15 protein-coding genes and 3 tRNA genes are annotated in these 15011 nt (G+C 63.5%); 10 read left to right on the forward strand and 8 right to left on the reverse strand.

Translation table 11 applies throughout. From position 1 onward, the window contains the following. Nucleotides 1–88: 88 nt before the first annotated feature. The 4 genes from ACV17W_RS21385 to radC form a co-directional block, all read right to left on the reverse strand. Nucleotides 89–355 carry a type B 50S ribosomal protein L31 gene (locus tag ACV17W_RS21385; RefSeq protein ID WP_462594383.1) on the reverse strand — a complete coding sequence of 89 codons (267 nt, stop codon included), beginning with the start codon at nt 353–355 and terminating at the stop codon, nt 89–91. A gap of 217 nt (nt 356–572) precedes the next feature. Beyond that, the gene (gene kynA / locus ACV17W_RS21390; protein WP_462594384.1) at nt 573–1421 is read right to left on the reverse strand and encodes a tryptophan 2,3-dioxygenase; all 849 of its coding nucleotides are present in this window, start codon (nt 1419–1421) and stop codon (nt 573–575) included. Between the two features lie 61 nt (nt 1422–1482). Next, the gene (gene kynB, locus ACV17W_RS21395) at nt 1483–2112 is read right to left on the reverse strand and encodes an arylformamidase (RefSeq protein ID WP_462594385.1); all 630 of its coding nucleotides are present in this window, start codon (nt 2110–2112) and stop codon (nt 1483–1485) included. 160 nt (nt 2113–2272) lie between these two features. After that, nucleotides 2273–2950 carry a RadC family protein gene (gene radC / locus ACV17W_RS21400; RefSeq protein WP_462594386.1) on the reverse strand — a complete coding sequence of 226 codons (678 nt, stop codon included), beginning with the start codon at nt 2948–2950 and terminating at the stop codon, nt 2273–2275. A gap of 182 nt (nt 2951–3132) precedes the next feature. Here radC and ACV17W_RS21405 point away from each other — a divergent pair, with 182 nt between their 5' ends. Genes ACV17W_RS21405 through maiA form a run of 3 tightly spaced genes read left to right on the forward strand, consistent with a single transcriptional unit; the run spans nt 3133 to nt 5263 of the window. Further along, nucleotides 3133–3612: an FKBP-type peptidyl-prolyl cis-trans isomerase gene (locus tag ACV17W_RS21405; protein ID WP_462594387.1), complete on the forward strand. Its 480-nt coding sequence runs from the start codon at nt 3133–3135 to the stop codon at nt 3610–3612. Next, on the forward strand, nt 3612–4592 hold the full coding sequence (ispH, locus tag ACV17W_RS21410; protein ID WP_462594388.1) for a 4-hydroxy-3-methylbut-2-enyl diphosphate reductase: 981 nt from the start codon (nt 3612–3614) through the stop codon (nt 4590–4592). The genes ACV17W_RS21405 and ispH overlap by 1 nt, the downstream gene beginning before the upstream one ends. A gap of 26 nt (nt 4593–4618) precedes the next feature. Next, nucleotides 4619–5263, forward strand: coding sequence for a maleylacetoacetate isomerase (gene maiA / locus ACV17W_RS21415; protein WP_462594389.1), 645 nt, complete (start codon nt 4619–4621; stop codon nt 5261–5263). A gap of 108 nt (nt 5264–5371) precedes the next feature. Here the strand turns inward: maiA and ACV17W_RS21420 are convergent. Then, a tRNA-Thr gene (locus ACV17W_RS21420) sits at nt 5372–5447 on the reverse strand. Between the two features lie 199 nt (nt 5448–5646). Between ACV17W_RS21420 and ACV17W_RS21425 the strand changes: the two genes are divergently transcribed. Next, nucleotides 5647–5722, forward strand: a tRNA-Asn gene (locus ACV17W_RS21425). Between the two features lie 263 nt (nt 5723–5985). On the opposite strand, the gene ACV17W_RS21430 is transcribed toward ACV17W_RS21425, so the two are convergent. Both ACV17W_RS21430 and ACV17W_RS21435 read right to left on the reverse strand, forming a co-directional pair. Further along, on the reverse strand, nt 5986–6288 hold the full coding sequence (locus ACV17W_RS21430; protein ID WP_462594390.1) for a hypothetical protein: 303 nt from the start codon (nt 6286–6288) through the stop codon (nt 5986–5988). Between the two features lie 187 nt (nt 6289–6475). Continuing rightward, a complete protein-coding gene (locus ACV17W_RS21435) occupies nt 6476–6835 on the reverse strand; it encodes a cupin domain-containing protein (protein WP_462594391.1) in 360 nt (119 codons plus the stop codon). A 101-nt stretch (nt 6836–6936) separates the two neighbouring features. Here ACV17W_RS21435 and ACV17W_RS21440 point away from each other — a divergent pair, with 101 nt between their 5' ends. Beyond that, a complete protein-coding gene (locus ACV17W_RS21440; RefSeq protein WP_462594392.1) occupies nt 6937–7977 on the forward strand; it encodes a CobW family GTP-binding protein in 1041 nt (346 codons plus the stop codon). Between the two features lie 62 nt (nt 7978–8039). Continuing rightward, entirely contained in the window at nt 8040–8939 is a 900-nt protein-coding gene (locus ACV17W_RS21445; protein WP_462594393.1) for a LysR family transcriptional regulator, read from the forward strand. A gap of 702 nt (nt 8940–9641) precedes the next feature. On the opposite strand, the gene ACV17W_RS21450 is transcribed toward ACV17W_RS21445, so the two are convergent. After that, nucleotides 9642–9718: transfer RNA gene (locus ACV17W_RS21450), tRNA-Met, on the reverse strand. A gap of 72 nt (nt 9719–9790) precedes the next feature. Between ACV17W_RS21450 and scpB the strand changes: the two genes are divergently transcribed. The 4 genes from scpB to nusA all read left to right on the forward strand — a co-directional run bounded on the left by scpB (nt 9791) and on the right by nusA (nt 14932). Then, on the forward strand, nt 9791–10726 hold the full coding sequence (gene scpB / locus ACV17W_RS21455; protein ID WP_462594394.1) for an SMC-Scp complex subunit ScpB: 936 nt from the start codon (nt 9791–9793) through the stop codon (nt 10724–10726). A gap of 35 nt (nt 10727–10761) precedes the next feature. Beyond that, nucleotides 10762–12543: a pseudouridine synthase gene (locus ACV17W_RS21460; protein ID WP_462596608.1), complete on the forward strand. Its 1782-nt coding sequence runs from the start codon at nt 10762–10764 to the stop codon at nt 12541–12543. A 422-nt stretch (nt 12544–12965) separates the two neighbouring features. Further along, nucleotides 12966–13457 carry a ribosome maturation factor RimP gene (rimP, locus tag ACV17W_RS21465; protein WP_462594395.1) on the forward strand — a complete coding sequence of 164 codons (492 nt, stop codon included), beginning with the start codon at nt 12966–12968 and terminating at the stop codon, nt 13455–13457. Further along, nucleotides 13454–14932, forward strand: coding sequence for a transcription termination factor NusA (nusA, locus tag ACV17W_RS21470; protein ID WP_462594396.1), 1479 nt, complete (start codon nt 13454–13456; stop codon nt 14930–14932). The genes rimP and nusA overlap by 4 nt, the downstream gene beginning before the upstream one ends. Nucleotides 14933–15011 lie beyond the last annotated feature (79 nt).

Below are 15011 nucleotides of genomic sequence, written 5' to 3' on the forward strand. Positions count from 1 at the left end.
GTGGCCCAAAAATGGGGAGGGTACAGATGGGCGCGGAAAAAAAAGCAGCCCTAGGGCTGCTTTTTCCTGCGCCTAGGTGAGGTGCAGTTTACGACGCGGCCTTGACCGTGCCGGCAGTGCGGGCGAAACGGGCGCGGAATTTCTCGACGCGGCCGGTCTCGACGATGCGGGTTTGCGCACCGGTGTAGAAGGGGTGCGATTCAGACGTCACATCGCACTTGAACAACGGATAGGTCTTGCCGTCGATTTCAACGGTTTCGCGGGTCTGGATGGTGGAGCGCGTCACGAACTTGTTGCCCGTTTGCACGTCCATGAACACCACTTCGCGGTATTCGGGGTGAATGCCTTCTTTCATGATGAATTCCGGTTCTTCCGGTCTGGCCGGATGTTTGCGGGTCGCCAGCCGAGCGGACGTGCCTCATGTTGAAGGCATCCGACAGCCACGTATCCAGGAAGTAACCCCGCATTCTAGCATGATTTTCTCGCATTGGCCTGCGTTCAAGCGCGGCCCGCACAGCTGCCTGCGACCGTTCCCGGCCCGGCTCCGGCGGGCCCGGAACGGTGCGGCGCGGCTAGAGATCCGTACGCAGCGCCCAGATCTCGGGGAACAGCACCACGTCCAGCATCTTGCGCAGATAGGCGACGCCAGAGGTGCCGCCGGTGCCGCGCTTGAATCCGATGATGCGCTCCACGGTCGTGACGTGGCGGAAACGCCACAGGCGGAAAGCATCTTCCAGGTCGGTCAGCTTTTCGCCCAATTGGTACAGGTCCCAGTAGCGGTCAGGTTCGCGATAGACCGTCAGCCAGGCAGCTTCGACGGCCGGGTCGGGTTTATAGGGTTGTGTCCAGTCGCGCTGCAGGTGGCTCGCCGGCACGGCCAATCCGGCGCGAGCGAGCAATCGCAAGGACTCGTCATACAGCGACGGCGCTTCGAAGGTGGCTCGCACCTCTGCCAGCAACTCGGGCCGATGCGAGTGGGGCTTCAGCATCGCCGCGTTCTTGTTGCCCAGCAAGAATTCTATCTGCCGGTATTGAAAGCTCTGAAAACCGCTTGAGCGGGCCAGGTAAGGCCGCAAGGCTGAATATTCGGGGGGCGTCATGGTGGCCAGCACATCCCATGCATGCACCAGTTGGTCCATGATCTTGCTCACGCGCGCCAGCATTTTGAAAGCTGGCGGCAACCGGTCTTGCGACACGTTGGAAATGGCGGCACGTAGTTCGTGCAGCATGAGCTTCATCCAGAGTTCGCTGGTCTGGTGCTGCACGATGAAGAGCAATTCGTTGTGCTCGGGCGATAGCGGATGTTGCGCGCCGAGCAATTCGTCCAGGTGCAGATAGTCGCCGTAGGTCATGTCCCTGGCGTAGTCCAGCTGCGCCTGCTCATTGCGCACGATGTCTTCGGGGCGCTCGGGGGTGTTCATCGAATGCTTCCCTATGGCGGGCCGTGCCGAGGTGGGTGCCACGGCCCTTGGTGTCGTGAAGTCAGTCTAGCTCGCGCAAAACAGCGCGTACCGGGCTGGCATCGGCCTGGGCCAGTGCCAATGGCAGGGCGATGAGCTCGTAATCGCCTTCGGCGACCTCGTCGAGCAGCAGGTTTTCCAGTACGCGCATGTCGCGCCGCAGGATGACGTGATGGCTGTCCAGGGTCTTGCTGGCAGCCGGGTCGATGCTGGGCGTATCCAGGCCTATCAGCATCACTCCGCGGTCGGCCAGCCAATCGATGGTGTGGGGAGCATAGGCAGCGAAATCATCGGTCCACCATTGCAGCGCGGCATGACGGGCGGTGCGTACCAGTACACGGGGCGGCAGGTGCGTGGCGGCGTGCTGCAAGTGCTCCGGCAGGATCAGCGGGCCGCAATCCAGGGCGTGAATGACCCGGCAAGGGCCTAGATAAGGTTCCAGCGACACGGCGCCGATGGGTTCGGCACCATTGCAGTAGTGCAGGGGCGCGTCGGCGTGCGCGCCGACATGCGGCGACAGGCGGATTTCACTGACGTTGACGGGGCAATCCGGCGTCAGGGACCACGTCCAGTTCTGCTGGTAGGGCGTGTCACCCGGGAATACCGGTGACGTCGTCGAAACTGGCGGAGAAATATCCCACAGGCGCTTCATCGGTTCGCGGCCATGCATTGGTTCAGGGTTGAACTTCCAGTCTAACGAAATTGCGACCGGCGCGCTGCAGGCACCGGCGGCGGGGAATGCCCCCGTGGCGTCCCTGGATCTTTGCCGGCACTGTGGCTTGCGGAGCATTGCGCAGTGTTGCCTTCGCTGCTCAGAGCATACCGAGTTCTGCCATGGAAACCGTTGTGTCGCCGGCCACGATCAGATGATCGACCAGCCGGATATCCACCAGCGCCAGCGCCTGCTTCATGCGCTTGTTGAACTCGCGGTCGGCCTGGCTGGGTTGCGCGGATCCCGAGGGATGGTTGTGCGCCAGTATCAGGGCAGCCGCGTGGTGGCGCAGGGCTTCGCGCACGACTTCGCGCGGGTACACCGATGCCTGAGCCAATGTGCCCCGGGCCAGTTCCCCGCTGCCGATCAGGTTGAGCTGGTTATCCAGGTACAACGCGACGCAGTGTTCGACGGCATGATGCGACAGCGCCGTTCTGAAGTAGGCCTTCACCGAGTGCGGATCCGCCAGATTGTGCTGGCGCATCAGGCGCTCTTCGGCGGCCCGGCGCGCCAACTCCAGCACCGCGGCGAGCGCACTCGCCTTGGCCGCGCCCAGCCCGGGCTGGGACATCAGTTCCTGGGGCGAAGCCCCCAGCAGGCCGCGCAGCCCGCCATAGCGTTGCAGCAACACGTCGCCCATCTCGACCGCGGAGCGGCCGCGCGTTCCGGTGCGCAACGCCAGGGCCAGCAGTTCGGCGTCGCGCAACGAAGGCGGGCCCAGTCTGAGCAGGCGTTCGCGGGGGCGTTCGTGCAGCGGCAGGTCGTAAGGCAGGGGCATGGCGCGAGGCAGCAAATGGCATGCAGCCACTATGGCGCGTGGGCTCGCATTGCGGCGTTGAGGTGAACGGTTTTGTCCATTCGCAGTACTGCGTACGCGCCTCCGGGGGGCGCCGCCGGAGCTCTATTTGCCCGGACGTTCTAAAATCAGGGTTTACGCCACTATTTCAAACGGTGATCCCCTTGAGCAGCACCGCCGCCGAACAGGCCGTTCCTTCCGTCCGCGCCGATTCCTACCTGACCCTGCACTACCGCATCGTGCTGGCATCAGGCCCCGCCCAGGATACGGTCTTTGCCGATACCTTCGGTGGCCGTCCGGGTACTCTGCAGATGGGGCAGGGGCAATGGGCACCCGGTCTCGAAGCTGCCCTGCTGGGGCGCTCCGAAGGCGAACGTTTCAGTGTCACGCTAGAACCGGCGCAGGCTTACGGCGACCGCAACCCCGAACTCATCCAGAAGGTCACGCGCACCATGCTGGCCGAGCACGCCGGCCCCGATGCCACTTTCGAGCCGGGCGACCTGGTCGAGTTCACCGCGCCCAACGGCGCTCGCTATTCCGGCGTGCTCAAGCAGATCGAACCCGATTTTGCGCTGTTTGATTTCAACCATCCCATGGCAGGCACTGCGCTGCGCCTCGATGTTCATATCCTGGGAGTCCTCTAATGAACCATCCGGTCACCTCGGCCGATGCCGAAGTCGTGCTTGCCCAGCCTCGCGGTTTCTGTGCCGGCGTCGATCGGGCCATCGACATCGTCGAGCGGGCCCTTGAGCTTCATGGGGCGCCCATTTATGTGCGCCATGAAATCGTTCATAACCGCTATGTCGTCGAAGACCTGCGCACCAAGGGTGCGATCTTCATCGACGAACTCGACCAGGCCCCGGCCGGCGCCATCGTAGTGTTCTCCGCCCATGGCGTGTCCAAGGCGGTGCGCCAGGAAGCGGAGGCCCGCAGCCTGCAGGTGTTCGACGCCACGTGTCCGCTGGTCACCAAAGTACACATCGAAGTGGCTCGCATGCGCGCGGCCGGACGCGAAATAATCATGATCGGCCACAAGGGCCATCCCGAAGTCGAAGGCACGCTGGGGCAGGCACAAGGCGGCATGTACCTGGTCGAAACCGTCGAAGACGTCGCGGCATTGCAAGTCTCCGACCCCGGCAACCTGGCCTTCGTGACGCAAACCACCCTGTCGGTCGATGACGCCGCGGCGGTGTCCGCCGCTTTGCGCGCGCGTTTCCCCGGCATTGTCGAGCCCAAGAAAAGCGACATCTGCTACGCCACGCAAAATCGCCAGGATGCGGTCAAGCTGCTGGCGCCCGAATGCGACCTGGTCCTGGTCGTCGGCAGTCCCAACAGCTCGAATTCCAACCGCCTGCGCGAAGTGGCAGAGCGCATTGGAACCGAAGCTCATCTGATCGACGGCGCACATGCCATCGATCCGTCCTGGCTGGTGGGCCGCCAGCGCATTGGTATCACCGCGGGTGCGTCGGCCCCCGAAGTCCTGGTGCAACAGGTCGTGCAACGCCTCAAGGAACTCGGCGCCGTCTCTGTCCGGACCATGCCGGGGCTGGAAGAAAACGTTGCCTTCCCGTTGCCCAAGGGGCTTGCCCGCAAGCCCGCGCCGGACGCCGTTGCGCCGCGTTAGTGTTTGCGCCACCCCAAGGAGACCCCATGCAGTTGTACAGCTATTTCCGCAGCTCGGCCGCCTACCGGGTGCGCATCGCCCTCAACATCAAGGGGTTGCCGTACGAATACCTGGGTGTGCATCTGCTGAAAGATGGCGGGCAACAGCTTTCCGATGATTATCGGGCGCTGAATCCGTCGGCCTTGGTGCCCACCCTGGTCGATGGCGATGTCACCATCAGCCAGTCGCTGGCCATCATTGAATACCTGGACGAAATGCACCCGCAGCCCGCGCTGTTGCCGGACGACCCGGCCGCCCGGGCCAGGGTCCGCGCCATTGCCCAGGTCATTGCATGTGACACGCATCCTTTGAACAACCTGAGAGTGCTCAAGTACCTGAAGCGCACTTTGCAGGTCAGCGAAGATGCCAAGAACGACTGGTATCGGCATTGGGTCAGCCTGGGGCTGCAATCGGTCGAAACCATGTTGGCCGGCTCCCCGGCCTCCGGCCGTTTTTGCCATGGCGACACGCCGGGGCTGGCCGACCTGTGCCTGGTGCCTCAGGTGTACAACGCGCGCCGTTTCGATTGCGACTTGTCGTCGATGCCCAACGTATTGCGCATCGACGCAGAATGCCGCGCATTGCCGGCCTTCGAGCTCGCTGAACCCGAGAAGCAGCCCGACGCCGAATAAAACGGGGCAGGGCGCCTCGCCCGCCATTTCAAGAGAATGCGGTGGCGGCAAAGAGGGAAGAAAAGCCAAAAGAAAAGGGCAGCCCGATGGCTGCCCTTTTAACGTATCTGGTGCCGGCAAGAGGAGTCGAACCCCCGACCTTCGCATTACGAATGCGCTGCTCTACCAACTGAGCTATGCCGGCTTGCTTCATGCGCGCGAGGCGCCTTCTGCATTGCGTTGCGCGCCAAACGCGCCGCGCCGAAAGACCGAGATCATATCAGAGAAATTCTTCGCACGCATATGGGTGAGCAAAGGCAGGGCGATCAAAATGCCAAACTCAGGTCGACTTGCATAGAAAAAAAAGTTGCGTCATAATCTCGCTTCTTTAGCGCAGTTGCAGATCCCCGATAGCTCAGTCGGTAGAGCGACGGACTGTTAATCCGCAGGTCGCAGGTTCGAGCCCTGCTCGGGGAGCCAACAATGCTAAGGAAAAGTTGAAACCGCCTTCACCGGCGGTTTTTTCTTTTCTAGGTCCGATGGCCCGATGTCAGATGGCAGTCGTGATGCATCAGGCAATCGTCAGCAGATCGATCCTGCACAGGCGCCATCGTGCGATCGCGCCACATCGTAAACGCTCTGTGTCAGGGCGCTGTGCGCCAGCATGTCCTCGCGTGGGGGCGCATATGATCACGCCCGGTACTCGATTTCCTGCGCCGAGCTTGTTCTGCCGGGGGCACGCATCAGCGTTCCCAGGTGATGTACCAGCCCTGGTAGTACCGCACCCCACCTATTTCTTCGAATCCGCGCACCATCATCGCCCGGTCGGTTGAAAACGTCAGCAACTCCACATCCATCAAATCTGGAATGGGCGAGGGCAGCGTCGCGCCCGCGTTCATGCGCATGACACGAAAACAACGCACGTACCGTCGCATGTTCTCGCGATATATCGAATACATCGTGATGGGCCCGGGAATCGGCACCCAGTCTCGATCTTCGAGCTGGCGCCCGTATTGATGGGTGCGATGAATGGTGCAGGCGGGCATGGCATGAAATACTGTATATATATACAGTATACCTTCTCCTCCGCGCCGCGTGCCGCGTCAACCGTGCTTGAAACCCACGCCTGCATTTCGTCGGCCCGGATTCCGGCGTTCGCCGTCACGATCCGACTCCATGGTCAATGGAAAGCTACTCCCACTTCGCATCGCGGGCAGGAATCATCCGCAACGCTCAGGTTCGGTCCAGGAATAAAGTCACCAGCAACGAACAGTCCTGCAATGCCGTCACGCTGTGTTCCACGCCGGCCGCCAGATACATCAGCATGCCGGGCGCGAGCTGCTGCACCTTTCCGTGCGCGTACAGTTCCACAACACCTTCCAGGCACTGCAAGGTGATGGCGCTGCGCTCGATGTCGTGCGGCGGCAGCGATTCGCCCGCCTGCAGATTCAGGCGCAGGATTTCCAGCTGATCCGCGCGGACGAGTGCGCGCGATGGCGTGTTTTTTATTGCCGCCCCCAGGGGGCTGATATCCATCAGTTCGCCGGATTGGGCGTGGTGCAAGGCCATATGCGCTCCGTCGTGATGTTCCATGATCGATACAATGGATTCCAAACCTTTATAGTGGCTACGCAACTTTCGTACCTTGCCCCGGCCACCTGCCTGCATGCCTTTGGGCCATCTCTTCCCCATCCATGTCCGAGCCCGAGCGCCCCTCCGATTCCGCCACCGACCACCGCATCGGTGTCACGGTGCTGACCGGCTTTCTCGGCAGCGGCAAGACCACCTTGTTGAACCGCCTCGTCCGCGAAACCGCTTACGCCGATGCCGCGGTCATCATCAATGAGTATGGCGCGGTAGGGGTCGACCACCATCTGGTCAGGGGGGCGGATGACCGTATCGTATTGCTGGAAGGGGGTTGCATCTGCTGCACGGTGAACGGCGACCTCGTGGTCGCGTTGCGGGATCTCTTCATGATGGCGCTGCGACGGCAGATCAGGCCGTTTCGCCGGGTGATCATCGAGACCACGGGCCTGGCCACGCCGGCTGCCATTCTCTTCACGCTGCGCCACGAGCGGTTCCTGGCGGAACGCTATGTTCACCACGGCACCATCACGGTGGTGGATGCTCGGCATGTGGCCACGCAGTTGCTCGCGCAGCCCGAGGCTGCACAGCAGGTCGCTTTGGCTGACTTGGTCGTATGTGCCAAGTCTGATCTGGTAGAAGACGATGCGCTGGCCGGCGCTTTGGCGGCCGTCCATCATGTGCATCCGGACGTCGAGCTGTGTGTGCAGCGCCCCGACGTGCCGCTCGACGCGCGCCTGCTGCAGGGCGCACGGCTGCCCGCCCGGGTTGCAACGGGCGCCTGGGGCAGCGGATTTGCTGCGCACGGCCATGGCCCGGGTGGAACCCGGCATCCCCATATCCGGCAGGTGGTCGTGGATCTGGTTGCGCCCGTCACGCGCGCCGCCTTCATTACCGGTATGGCACAGGTGCAGCAGGTGCATCACCAGGCTCTGTTGCGCATCAAGGGGGTGGTCGCGTTTGCCGGAGAAGCTGCGCCATCGGTGGTACATGGCGTGCACCGCGACTTATACCCGCCCGACCCGTTGCCCGGCTGGCCGGACGGTGATCGGCAATCGCGCCTGGTGTGTATCGTGCGCGATCTCGACCCCGCGACGTTCGAGGCCGCGTTGCGGCAAGCCTTGCGCCAGCCGACTGATTCGTCGACCTGATCCGTCGCTGCCCTGCGAAATACGGTATAAAACCTGCACCGCTGCCAGAAAAAGAGACAGTCATGGACCGCCTGAAAGCCATGCAGGTGTTCGTCGAGGTCGTCGATCGCGGCAGTCTTTCCGCAGCCGCGCAGCATCTCGACATGTCGCGTGCAATGGTGTCGCGTTATCTGGCCGAGCTCGAAGCCTGGATAGGCGCGCGCCTGCTGCACCGTACTACCCGGCGCCTCAGCCTCACGCCGGCCGGCGCGGACGCCTTGCCGCGCTGCCGTTCCATGCTGGAACTGGTGGGCGACATGCATCAGGCCGTGGTGGCGCCCGATGCCGAGCCCCGAGGCGAACTGAGGATCACGGTCAGCCTGTCTTTTGGCGTGTCACAGATGGGCGGCGCCGTCGCCGATTTCGTCGCGCGGTACCCCGGGGTCTCGGTCCATCTCCAGCTTGTGGATCGCATCGTCAATCTCGTCGAAGAGCGCGTCGACCTGGCCGTGCGCATTACCAATGAACTTGATCCGAATCTGATTGCCCGAAAACTGGCGCCTTGCCGGTCCGTTCTCTGCGCTGCGCCCGCCTACCTGGACACGCACGGCGCGCCCGCGCGCCCCGAGGACCTCACCAAGCACAATTGCCTGACACACTCCCACTACGGCACCAGTCTGTGGCGCTTTCAGCGGGAAGGCGCCTGGGTAGACGTGCCGGTCAGGGGCAATATCACCGCCAACGATGTCATGCTGCTGGCGCGCACCGCGGCACAAGGCAGCGGGATCGCCCTGTTGCCCTCCTACCTGGTGGCCGAGGTGGCCGCCGGCCGGCTGGTTGCGCTGCTGCCGAATGCGCTTCCCGAAGAACTGGGTATTTATGGGGTGTATGCGTCGCGACGCCAGATGTCGCCGGTGTTGCGTGCGATGCTCGATTTTCTTGCAGAACGGTTCGCAGCCGCCCCTTGGGATGCCGTCGTCTAGGCCGCTATTGTCACGCTCCTGCGCCGCGATGCTTTGTGGGCAGGGGTATTGTGGGTATAATCAAACGACTGTCTTCATGAAGACCAACGTCGTCCCAACCAGCGCTGCCCCACCGGCAGCTATCGCGGCAAGGCCATGTGCCATGTCGCTGAGGCGGGGCGCAAACAACACCGTTGTGGCTTTGCGTCGCGGCGGGCCTTCAGGCTAGCTGGGCCGTTTGGCGGTTCCCGCCGTGCGTCGAAGTCGTTGTTGTGCAGGTTGGCAGGCCGCCTTTGCGCCGGCCGTTCATGGGGGCGGCATGGTCGTCCCATACGTCTAAGAATCGTCGACTCAGCGTCGCCGCAACGCTACTCTGGCAGGTTTCCAGAGTGGGCGCGGTTGTTGTCCAGGGGGCAAGAAGGGGTAATTCGCATCTTCGCCCTGTGCCTGGCGCCAGGCGGTTCAGGTTCATTTTTTTAAAGCATTTGCCGTCTTGGCGGCGCTGCGCACTGATACGCGCGGCATTGTACGGGTTCAGGCTGCCTGCGGCTGAGCCTGGCCCCGGTGCCGCGCATGCAGGAACACTGTGAACATTTTGCAAGTCCGCGTCTCTGCTTGCTCCTGTCCCTACGCTGGGGCGGGCGGCCGTGCGTACGCGGGCGCTGGCGCAGAATGCGACGCGCAGCAAAAAGGCCCGGCGAGGTGCCGGGCCTTAGGTAAACCTGGTTGCGGGGGCAGGATTTGAACCTACGACCTTCGGGTTATGAGCCCGACGAGCTGCCAGACTGCTCCACCCCGCGTCTGAGAAGAAAGATTCTAACTTTTTCGCTGGCGCGGAGCAAATTGGCCCCTTAATTACAGACTGATAATCAATGAACGATAGCGAGGCAACATGCGTGCTGGAAGCTGCGCTGCTATGCGCCAGCCAGCCAATGCAACTGGCCGAAATGCGCAAGCTGTTCGGCGATGATGCGGAGTTCGACAACGACCGTCTGCGCACGCTGTTGCAGGGCCTGCAGCAGCACTGGGCCGACCGGGGTATGGATCTCGTCCAGCTGGCGTCCGGCTGGCGTTTCCAGAGCCGGCCCCAGATGCAGCGCTATCTCGAACGCCTCAACCCCGAGAAACCGCCGAAGTATTCGCGCGCCGTCATGGAAACACTCGCTATCGTGGCGTGGCGTCAGCCCGTGACGCGGGGCGACATCGAAGACATCCGAGGAGTCACCGTGTCATCCCAGATCGTCAAGACATTGGAAGATCGTGGCTGGATCGAAGTGATCGGTCACCGTGACGCGCCGGGTCGGCCTGCCTTGTTCGGCACCACCCGCCAGTTTCTTGACGACCTGGGCCTGCGCGCGCTCGACGAGCTGCCGCCGCTCGACACCGCCCAGGCCGTGGCTGCTCTGGAAGGTCTGGATCTGGGCGGGTCTGAGATCACCCTCACGCCCGACGCAGCGGTGCAGGCGGGTGGGGTGCCGGCCGAGCCGGAAATGCCGCCGCCCACTCCGGATCATGTTCCTCAGCCCGGCACGCAGCCCGAAGTGCCGCCGCCAGGTACGCAGCCGGAGATCGTCCCTGGCACGGCAGAGCCCGAAATCACGCCGGTCGATCCGCAGCCGGAGATCGAACCGCCTATCCCGGAACCCGAGGTCGAGCCTCAAGTGCCGGAACCCGAGGTCGAGCCTCAGGTTCCCCAGCCCGAGGTCGAGCCCCCCGCGCCTGCGCCCGACACCGAGCCGCCCGCGCCCGAGGTTCCTTCCCACCCTGATGAAGACCGGCCCGCCCACGGCGGACCGGTGCAAGCTTGAATTCTGGAGCTGTCTCCGTGACAACTAATGCAACGATGCAAGACGATTTTCCCGCCTCCGACACCCAGCCCCAGTCCGCGCCGGCCGGCCCCGCGGCGCCTGAGGCGGGCAGCGGCTCGCCTGCGGCGGGTGCGCCCGCTGCCGGTTCCGCCACCAGCGAGAGTGCCGAAACGGGCAATGGGCGCGGACGTGGCCGCAAGCTGCGCACCCCATTCCGTCGGCGCCGAGGCGATGCTGCGCCCGCCGGCGCGTCGTCGTCCGATGTGGCGGCTGTCGACGCTGCTCCGGGGGGCGCCGATGGCGATGCTCCCGGTGCCGAACAAGACGCGGAACAGGCGCTGTCCTATCTTGACCAGGCGGCACGCAGCGAGCAACGCCTGGGCAAATACCTGAATAGTGACGCGGCCATGCCGAAGCTGCACAAAGTGCTTGCCGATGCGGGCATGGGTTCGCGGCGCGAAATGGAAGAGCTGATCACCGCTGGCCGCGTGTCCGTCAATGGCGAGCCAGCCCATATCGGACAGCGCGTGGGGCCGTCCGACGTGGTGCGGGTCAATGGCAAGCCGATAGTGCGTCCGAATACGCGCAAGCCGCCGCGCGTCATCCTGTATCACAAGCCTGCCGGCGAGATCGTAAGCCACGATGATCCGGCCGGCCGGGCCAGCGTATTTGCCCGCCTGCCCAAGCTGCGTACGGGTAAATGGCTGTCCGTGGGGCGTCTCGACCTCAATACCGAAGGCCTGCTGATTTTCACGACGTCGGGCGACATGGCAAATCGCATCATGCATCCGCGTTATGGCACTGAGCGGGAGTACGCCGTCCGGGTGCTGGGCGAAATGGACGATGCCACCCGCAAATCGCTGGTCGAAGGGATCGAGCTGGACGACGGCCATGCCGCTTTCGGGGCGCTCGACTATCTGGGGGGAGACGGCAGCAACCGCTGGTACCGAGTGACCCTGCAGGAAGGCCGCAATCGCGAGGTGCGGCGCATGTTCGAATCCGTGGGCGTGACTGTCAGCCGCCTGATCCGTACCCGCTTTGGCGACCTGGTGCTTCCCCGTACGCTGCGCCGTGGCCGCTGGGAAGAGCTCGAGCCGAACCTGGTCACGGCCTTGATGGTGCAGCTCGGTCTGTTGCGCGATGATGACGACGACGGCGGCCGCCAGGCACGTCAGCCCCGTTCGCATGACAGCGCTTTGCCTCCGGGTTTCGGCACTCTCGAGCGCAACGGCATGAATGGTGCGCGCATCGGTCGTCGGGGCAAGCTTCAGGGCGGGCGGGCCGGAAGCGCCGGCCAGGTGGCTTCGTCCCCCTCGGATCCCTTTGGCACGGGCCTGATGTTTACTGGCGGGTACGCCAATGGGCACCCGCTTGGCAAGGATTCCGGGCCTGCCCGTGGCAAAGGCGGAAAGCCTGGCGGCAAGCCGGCTGGTAAGCCCGGCGGCAAGCCTGGTGCAAAGCCGGTGGGCGCGAAAGCGGGCGGCGGCAAACCGGGTGGCGCCAAGCCTGCAAAGAATGGCAAGCCGCGGCGCCCCAAGGCTGCGAATTCGGGTGTGGCCGGTCCGGTGCCCGCCGGCGTGGTGGCGGTGGCGGCCGGCGCTCCCCGCAAGGCCCGCGATGGTAAACCGGGCAAACCCGGTGCCGCTGGCGGCCCCCGCAACGGGCAGCCGGCGCGCTCCGGTGCCAAGCCGCAGGGCAACAAGGCGGCGCCTAAGCGCAGCGGTCCGCGTGGCGACGACTGGCAACCCAAGAGTGCTTCGGCGCACGAGTCCCGTCTGGGCTTCCTGGGCGGAAATCGCGGGCGCGGAGGGCGTTGATTCCACCAGCCGTCCCGCGTTGGCGCGCCTGTCCGGGGCCCTTGCCCTAAACCCGTGACGTAGCAGGCAATTTTCCTGGTTATCTGGTAAAATTGTTGGTTTTCATGGCGCGAGGTCCCGGCGCTGCGGTGCCAGCCTATAGCTTGGTGCCCGCTCGGCGATCGGCTTTTTGCGCGCTAGGTTTCGCGGGTTCGGTCATGCTGGCAGCGCCACACAGGCGGCCGGTCAAGCCGGCGAACGCAGCTGCTGCTGGCCGCAGGTAATGCCAAAGGCAGCCGCTTCGGCCCGCGAGCAGGAATACAAGGTCGCAATATTTGGGCTCGGGCCCGGTGTTGGGTTTTCAGCGGGTCTTCCGCCGTGAACCCTGGCCGGGGGCCGGGCAATACGGTGGGCTGGGTTTGCAGCCCATTTTTTTTGAGTGTATGGCTGATATATACGCATTGACCCAACAGGCACTGGCCGGCATGGACGTCGAATTGGTCGACGTCGAACGCGCCGCGCTCGGCTTGCTGCGCGTTACCATCGACAAGGCGGGCGGCGTGCGCATCGAAGACTGCGAACAAGTGTCGCGGCAGCTCTCGCGCGTCTACGAGGTCGAGAACATCGACTACAAGCGGCTCGAGGTCGGCTCGCCGGGCATCGATCGCCCCTTGCGTACCGAGGCCGAGTTCCGTCGGTTCGCGGGCGAGCGGGTCGAAATCAAGCTGCGTCAGCCGCTGGATGGTCGCAAGGTGTTTTCAGGCGTACTGTCCGTGCCCGCCACCGAAAGTGACGTGGGCGCCGATACGCAGACCGTATTCGGTCTCGAATTTGAGGCAAAGAAGGACGACATCCAGGTGTTGAACTTCACGCTCGGCGATGTCGAGCGTGCCAAACTGGATCCCGTTCTGGATTTCAAGGGCAAAAAGCGATGAGTCGCGAAATTCTTCTGTTGGTCGATGCCTTGGCGCGTGAAAAGAACGTCACGCGCGAAGTGGTTTTCGGAGCGCTCGAAAGCGCGCTGGCTTCGGCCATGAAAAAACGCTTCAAAGATGACGCCGATATTCGCGTCGCCATCGATCGCGAAACTGGCAGCCACGAAGGCTTTCGCCGGTGGCTGGTGGTGCCCGACGAGGCCGGTCTGCAAGAGCCCGACAAGCAGGAAATGCTGTCCGACGCGCTCGAGCTGGTGCCCAATATCCAGGTGGGCGAATACATCGAAGAGCCGCTCGAGCCCATCGAGTTCGGCCGCATTGGCGCGCAGGCTGCCAAGCAGGCCATTCTGCAGAAGATCCGCGACGCCGAGCGCGAGCAGGTGCTCAATGATTTCCTCGATCGTGGCGAGACCATCATCTCGGGCACGATCAAGCGCATGGACAAGGGCGACATCATTGTCGAAACCGGCAAGATCGAGGCCCGGCTGCCGCGCTCCGAAATGATCCCGAAGGAAAACTTCCGGGTGGGCGACCGCCTGCGTGCCTTCGTCCTGAAGGTCGATCACGCCGCGCGCGGGCAGCAGGTCATCCTGTCTCGCACGTCTCCCGAGTTCATCCGGCAGTTGTTCGAAAACGAAGTCCCCGAAATCGAGCAGGGGCTGCTCGAAATCAAGGCTGCTGCTCGTGATCCCGGCGTACGTGCCAAAATTGCCGTCATCGCCTATGACAAGCGCATCGATCCCATCGGTACCTGCGTCGGTATGCGGGGCTCGCGCGTCACCGCGGTGCGCAACGAACTGGGCGGCGAACAGGTCGACATCGTGTTGTGGTCCGAAGATCCGGCGCAGTTCGTCATCGGCGCGCTGGCTCCGGCCAACGTCGAGTCCATCGTTGTCGACGAAGACAAGCACGCCATGGATGTGGTGGTCGACGAAGAAAACCTTCCCAAGGCCATCGGCGCCAAGGGCCAGAACGTGCGTCTGGCGTCCGAGCTGACCGGCTGGCAGATCAACATCATGACGCCGGAAGAAAGCCTCAGCCGCCAGGAAACCGAGCGTGCCGGGCTGCGTACGGCCTTCATGAGCAAGCTTGATGTCGATGAAGAAGTCGCCGATATTCTGATCGACGAAGGCTTCACCGGCATTGAAGAGATTGCCTACGTGCCCATGCACGAACTGCTGGAAATCGAGGCATTCGACGAAGACACCATCAACGAGCTGCGTGCGCGTGCCCGCAACGCGCTTCTCACTGAGGCCATCGCCCAGGAAGAGCGCCTTGAAACGGCACAAGACTTGCTCGAACTCGAAGGCATGACGCCGGAACTGGCCTCGAAGCTGGCCGAACGGCAAGTGCTGACGCGTGATGATCTGGGCGAACTGGCCACCGACGAGCTCGCGGAAATCGCGGGGCTCGACGAGCAACAGGCCAGCGACTTGATCATGCGGGCCCGGGCCCACTGGTTCAATGAAGAATAGCCAGGCCGGTGCCGAACCAGGTGCTTGCGCGGCCATGCCGCTCGAGCACCGTCGTTGTAATCGCTGCATATAGAGGGAA

It is taken from the genome of Bordetella sp. MIP270_01_BMS (assembly GCF_054958705.1).

Coding starts and splice junctions, on each gene's coding strand:
- ispH (WP_462594388.1), top strand. CDS start 3,612: ATGAACCATCCGGTCACCTCGGCCGATGCCGAAGTCGTGCTTGCCCAG.
- ACV17W_RS21435 (WP_462594391.1), bottom strand. CDS start 6,835: ATGGAACATCACGACGGAGCGCATATGGCCTTGCACCACGCCCAATCC.
- rimP (WP_462594395.1), top strand. CDS start 12,966: ATGGCTGATATATACGCATTGACCCAACAGGCACTGGCCGGCATGGAC.
- nusA (WP_462594396.1), top strand. CDS start 13,454: ATGAGTCGCGAAATTCTTCTGTTGGTCGATGCCTTGGCGCGTGAAAAG.
- ACV17W_RS21445 (WP_462594393.1), top strand. CDS start 8,040: ATGGACCGCCTGAAAGCCATGCAGGTGTTCGTCGAGGTCGTCGATCGC.
- ACV17W_RS21385 (WP_462594383.1), bottom strand. CDS start 355: ATGAAAGAAGGCATTCACCCCGAATACCGCGAAGTGGTGTTCATGGAC.
- radC (WP_462594386.1), bottom strand. CDS start 2,950: ATGCCCCTGCCTTACGACCTGCCGCTGCACGAACGCCCCCGCGAACGC.
- kynB (WP_462594385.1), bottom strand. CDS start 2,112: ATGAAGCGCCTGTGGGATATTTCTCCGCCAGTTTCGACGACGTCACCG.
- maiA (WP_462594389.1), top strand. CDS start 4,619: ATGCAGTTGTACAGCTATTTCCGCAGCTCGGCCGCCTACCGGGTGCGC.
- ACV17W_RS21430 (WP_462594390.1), bottom strand. CDS start 6,288: ATGCCCGCCTGCACCATTCATCGCACCCATCAATACGGGCGCCAGCTC.
- kynA (WP_462594384.1), bottom strand. CDS start 1,421: ATGAACACCCCCGAGCGCCCCGAAGACATCGTGCGCAATGAGCAGGCG.
- scpB (WP_462594394.1), top strand. CDS start 9,791: ATGAACGATAGCGAGGCAACATGCGTGCTGGAAGCTGCGCTGCTATGC.
- ACV17W_RS21440 (WP_462594392.1), top strand. CDS start 6,937: ATGTCCGAGCCCGAGCGCCCCTCCGATTCCGCCACCGACCACCGCATC.
- ACV17W_RS21460 (WP_462596608.1), top strand. CDS start 10,762: ATGCAAGACGATTTTCCCGCCTCCGACACCCAGCCCCAGTCCGCGCCG.